6 protein-coding genes are annotated in these 5,456 nt (G+C 57.2%); all 6 read right to left on the reverse strand.

Annotated features, from left to right (window positions below):
* The coding region (locus tag EN943_RS34520; protein WP_127416319.1) for an ATP-binding cassette domain-containing protein at nt 1–326 on the reverse strand (326 nt) is incomplete at its 3' end.
* A gap of 133 nt (nt 327–459) precedes the next feature.
* Entirely contained in the window at nt 460–1,533 is a 1,074-nt protein-coding gene (locus tag EN943_RS34525; RefSeq protein WP_127416320.1) for an ABC transporter ATP-binding protein, read from the reverse strand.
* Nucleotides 1,534–1,535: 2 nt separating this feature from the next.
* Nucleotides 1,536–2,450, reverse strand: a complete 915-nt coding sequence (locus EN943_RS34530; protein ID WP_127416321.1) for an ABC transporter permease — start codon at nt 2,448–2,450, stop codon at nt 1,536–1,538.
* Nucleotides 2,451–2,482: 32 nt separating this feature from the next.
* A complete protein-coding gene (locus EN943_RS34535; protein ID WP_127416322.1) occupies nt 2,483–3,427 on the reverse strand; it encodes an ABC transporter permease in 945 nt (314 codons plus the stop codon).
* A 165-nt stretch (nt 3,428–3,592) separates the two neighbouring features.
* The gene (locus EN943_RS34540) at nt 3,593–5,206 is read right to left on the reverse strand and encodes an ABC transporter substrate-binding protein (protein WP_127416323.1); all 1,614 of its coding nucleotides are present in this window, start codon (nt 5,204–5,206) and stop codon (nt 3,593–3,595) included.
* A 42-nt stretch (nt 5,207–5,248) separates the two neighbouring features.
* Nucleotides 5,249–5,456, reverse strand: a 208-nt coding sequence (locus EN943_RS38070; RefSeq protein ID WP_206522867.1) for a hypothetical protein, incomplete at its 5' end; no start/stop codon positions are given.

Genomic DNA, 5,456 nt, shown 5'->3' on the forward strand with positions numbered 1-5,456 from the left:
TCCTGAAATATCATTGAAATCAATGGTCCCCGGATATCTTTGGCGGTGCGCCTCGACATATCGAGAAGATTCTGACCCTGAAAATAGATTTCACCTTCCTGGCGGGCATATTCAGGTAGAATTCCCATGATGGAGCGCAGCATCACGCTCTTGCCCGAGCCTGACTCTCCGAGAATTCCCAGAGTTTCGCCTTTCCTGAGGTCGAAGCTGACGCCATTCACTGCGTGCACTTCCCCACCACGCACGGGGATGGAAGCATGCAGATTCCGGACAGAGAGAACAACTCCATCTTTCGTATTGGGTTGATCCGCTTTCGACGGTGTCATGGATCTGTGTTCCTTCCAGGCAATTCAGATCGACATAAAGAGCTGGCCTGCCTCATGGTTTTGACAATTAAGATAGCCGAGTTTCGCTCGTGAATATCATATGCACGGCCGCGTGGGGTTCTGCGAAATTACTCTAGCTCATGGAGTGGCGACTATGTCCGGAACCGGAATCCGCCATGTGGCAGCGCACTCCGTGCGTCTTTTCGTACCCGGCGGCGGCGACCTTCGGCATAACAGCCGAACAGACGTCCTCCGCGAACGAGCACCGCGTGCGAAAGCGGCAGCCGGTGGGCGGATTGATCGGGTTCGGAGGATCGCCGAACAGCGGGACATCACGGGTTCGGTTGCGCGGGTCCAAACTGGGAGCGGAGGCGATCAGCGCTCTGGTATAGGGATGCCTCGCCCTTTCGTAGATGTCGTCCGCAGTGCCGACTTCGACAATTTGGCCCAGATACATAACGGCGACCCGATCGGAAATGTAACGGACCACGTCCAAGTCGTGGCTGATAAAGATGTAGGTTAGGTTGCGTTTTTCCTGAAGAGAGACGAGCAGATTGAGCACCTGCGCCTCCACCGATTTGTCCAATGCAGAGACGGCCTCATCAAGAATAACAAGTTGGGGATCGACCGCCAGCGCTCTGGCTATATTGACACGCTGACGCTGGCCGCCGGACAACTCATGCGGATAACGATGCGAAAAAGACAGGGGGGAAAGACCCACTTGCTGGAGCAGATCGCGTGCCACAGTGCCGGCTTCTGCGGCGCCAACGCCGTGCATTCGCGGTGCGAACGCGATGCTCTCTGCAATCGACATCCGGGGATTGAGAGACGAATAGCTGTCCTGAAAAACCATCTGCATATGGCGGCGCAATTCCCTGACAGAGAGCCCGCCGCTCGATGAAACCAACTCCCCATCGAAGATCATTTCCCCTTCGTCGGGCTTCACCAACAACATCAGTAGACGAGCCAGCGTGGATTTTCCGCAGCCGCTTTCCCCGACCACGCCCAAAACCTTTCCTTTCTCGACGCTGAAAGAGACATCATCCAGGGCTTGAACCTTCCCGACCGTTCGGCCGAACAATCCGCCCCGAATGGGAAAGTACTTCTTGAGGCCATTCACGGTCAATTGCGGCTGTTGCGGACCGCCACGCCCATGTACATTTGCATGAGTCCGTGTCAATTTCCGCTCGCTGGGGGCGTTGACCATGACTAACCTCGAATTCTTATTCGTATGTCCATAGCTGTGCGCAAACCATCGGCGATCAGATTGAAGCATACGGAAGTGATGAATATCATCGCACCGGGCATGGCTGCCAACATCAGGTCCACATAGATCGCAGGCCTAAGCGCGTTCAGCATCAGCCCCCATTCGGGCGTCGGTGGTGTCACGCCGAGGCCAAGGAAACTCAACCCGGCGGCCAAGATGATAGATATGCTTATCAGGCTTGTGGAATACACCAGTATCGGCCCCAACACATTCGGAAGAATGTGAAAGCGTACAATACTGAAGCCGTTGGCCCCACTCGCACGCGCTGCCTCCACAAAATCGAGGCTCCGCACCTGGGTGGTCACACTTTCGGAGATACGTATGATCTGTGGAATGAAGACAATGGTTAGCGACAGGATCGTGTTGGTCAATCCAGCCCCGAGCAGACCGACGATCACCACCGCCAGCAGGATAGACGGGAAAGCGAAGAAGATATCCGTTATGCGCATTATCGCGGAGTTGATGAAGCCGCCGTTGAAGCCGGCCGTGACCCCGAGGGTGCCTCCCACTAGCAGCGCGAACAGAACGGGTGCGACCCCGGACACCAGCGAAGTGCGCCCTCCATAGAGCAGGCGGCTCAGCATGTCTCGACCGGTTTCGTCCGTGCCGAGAAGATGCCCGACGGTGCCGACGGCCTTCAGCCGCGTGATGACGCCACCCGTATACGGGTCATAGGGAGCGAGCCACGGAGCGAAGATCGCCCCGGCTATGATGGCGAGCAGAACTGCGAGCGCGCCCAGCGTTACTCTATCTGTCAGGAGACGCTGCCATACCCGCTTCCAGTATCCGGTCGGGTGGTCAGTCGTCGAAACATCGGTGATCGGAATTATACTTACCGAACCTTCCGTGGAACTCATATCCAACCCTCTCTCTGCGTGCCGCGATCGGCTCACTGACGCCGGATACGCGGATCAACCACTGACTGGGCAATATCAACGGCAAGATTCAGAAGAACAAAGAAGGTCGCAAGGACGACAATACAAGCCTGCATGACAGGTACATCACGCCTGGAAATCGCCTGGTTCAACAGATTTCCAGATCCGGGCCAGTTAAAGACAGTTTCAATGAGGATGGAACCTCCGAGCAGATAGCCGAACTGAAGACCCATGACCGCAAGCGACGCGGGCGCCACATTCTTTAAGATATGCACGACGATTCTACGGCCAAGCAGACCCTTGGCATGCAGCGTTACGACAAATTCCTGGGTGAGGACGTCCAAGGTCGTCGCGCGGACGACGCGCGCGACCACGCCCATGGGAATGAGCGCCAATGTGATGGTGGGCAGAACCAGCGCCTTCAGGTCCGCTAGACTTGCCGGAAAGCCCGAAAATCCCATTCCCTGTGCTGGGAACCAATTTAGAGAGACAGAAAAAATGGCGACAAGCACGATGGCGAGCCAATAATGCGGCATACTCACCCCGGAGATCGCAAGCATAGAGAACAGCTTGTCTATCGGGCCTCCGTGGTGGAACGCAGCTGTCATGCCGAACAATGTGCCCAACGTGAATCCGAGGATAGCAGCGGGGAGTGCCAGCAGAACTGTGTTGAAGAGCGCACCTGCGAGTTCGTCCGCCACGGGTGCGCCGGTGAAGATCGAGTAACCCAGATCGCCCTGGACAGTCCTCGCCAACCATTTGAAATACTGGATGTAAATCGGCTGATCGAAACCGTAGGCAGCCGAAATCTGGGCGGCCAACCTCGGCGACGCTTCTGCGGGGATGAGAAAATCTTTCGCGTTCCCCGGCATGAGATGCATGAGGAGAAAACCGACCAGCGAGACGCCGACAAGTATCGGCACCGCATGCATTAATCTGGCAACTATGAACTTCAGCATGACGCATCCGATGTCGAGTTGGGTTCACACGGTACGGCGAGAGTGCAGGACAACCATGTACTGACCAACACCTTATCTCGAATTTTGATTTGGGCTGTCGCTCGTGGATGTCGGAACTCCGCGAGCGATCACTATGCGCGGTGCTTAGTGCTATTGTCGAGGTCTTTATTCGACGACGATCCCAGTAAAGTCCTGATACCAGCTTTGCGCTTGGTGGTAGTTCTTGACTTTGCTGGAGATGGCGCGCGGATTGAGGTCATGCACCACAAAAAGCCACGGCGCTTCGTCGACGACGATCTCGTGCACACGGCGCATCAGGCCGTTCACGGCTTCCGGCTCAAACGTGGCGCCAATCTGGTCGACCAGTGCGTCGATTTCCGGACTTCTCCATCCTCCCCAGTTCAGGCCGTTCGGCGCGATCGCGTTCTCGTGGAAGACGCGCCCGAATGCGGATGGCTCCGGGTAGGGCAGCGAGATATTCATCGCCTGGCAGCCGAGCGCGACGGCGTCGCTCGCGCCCTTTCGCAGCGCCACGAGCATCGTGCCCCATTCGACGATCTCGTACTCAACCTGAACCCCAACCTCTCGCAGGTTCTGCTGGAGATATTCGTTCATCGGCAAAGGAACCATTTGCCCAGAGCCACCGCTGGAGATCATGACCTTGAAGCGTAGGGGATTTTCTTCGCTGTAGCCCGCCTCCTGAAGTAGCGCTTTTGCCCTGTTCGGATCAAACCCATACTCGATGGCCGGATTGCCGTACCAAGCGTCGTCCTTCGTGACGAAGCCAGTGGCCGGCTGAGCGGTCTGATTGAGCAGGTCGACCAGACCTTCGCGGTTGATGGCGAAGTTGAGCGCCTGGCGGACGCGCTTGTCGCGGAATGGGGACCCTTCGCTGAAGCTGAAAACCCAGGGCCAGCAGTGCGGGTAGGGACGGGTAACCACCTCGAATCCCGCCTGCTTCAAACTGGGAATGGTGTCCGGAGGAGGCACCTCGATCCAGTCGACCTGCCCCGAACGCAACGCGGCCAGACGGGTTGTCGGTTCTGGCATTGGATACACCGTCATCTTTTGCAACTTCGGGACGCGATCGGGATTCCAGTAAGCGGTGTAGGGCGTCATCTCGACACTGACTCGCGGGCTCACGTTGGAAATCATGAACGGCCCCGAGCCTGCGGGCTGCGCGGCGAAGGCATTCCAGCTTCCGACCTCGTCGTAGCGCGCTTTGCTCACGAACAGCATGCGGGGAAGGAGTTCAGGCAGGTAGCTCGCAGGACGGTCGGTTGTGACCTCCACCGTCATATCATCAATCGCGCGGTAGCCGGAAATCATCGGCAGGAACGCCTTAACTTGCACCGATGGGATTTGATCGAAATGCGGCGCTTCGGAATTATAGACGCGGTCGAAGTTCCAGGCGATGAGATTGGCATCGAGCTTCGCACCGTCATGGAACAGCACATTTTCGCGCAACTTGAACGTCCAGGTCGTTCCTGCACTATCGACGGACCATTCCGTCGCCAAACTAGGCCGAATGAGGGCTCTGTGCTCGGGTGCCCCAAGGAGGTCCCAATCGGTCAGCGATTCGAAAACGGGGCAGCCGAGGAATCGCTGCCCTTCGGCGCCGTTGTTGGGTATCCCACCTGTGGTCGGTAGGTCGGCGGCCGTCATCGCAATACGCAGATGACCGGTCTCGGCTAGCGCGTGCCGAGCCCAGCCGAGAGCCGTTACACCCGCGACTATCGCGCCGGAGGACTTCATAAAAGTTCGTCGATTGATAGTCATTTCATGACTCCGAATCTCTGTGTGTCATCAATTGATCGATGTTCAGACGTTCTTTTCAGTCCGTCCGCCGGGACGCGGCGGTTGGCTAAATTTAACAACAAGCGGAGAACGAGCAACCAAAAAGACGCAAAGATTTAACCGCACGGCGCGAAAGTCTTTGCCGATTGGAAAACGGCAGGCGGAGCGGCGGACGTCGTCCTCTCCCCCCGGCCCCGAATAACCGCCAATTCGTTGGGGTGCCATATTTCCC

Source organism: Mesorhizobium sp. M7A.F.Ca.US.006.01.1.1 (genome assembly GCF_003997935.1).
Classification (GTDB): domain Bacteria; phylum Pseudomonadota; class Alphaproteobacteria; order Rhizobiales; family Rhizobiaceae; genus Mesorhizobium.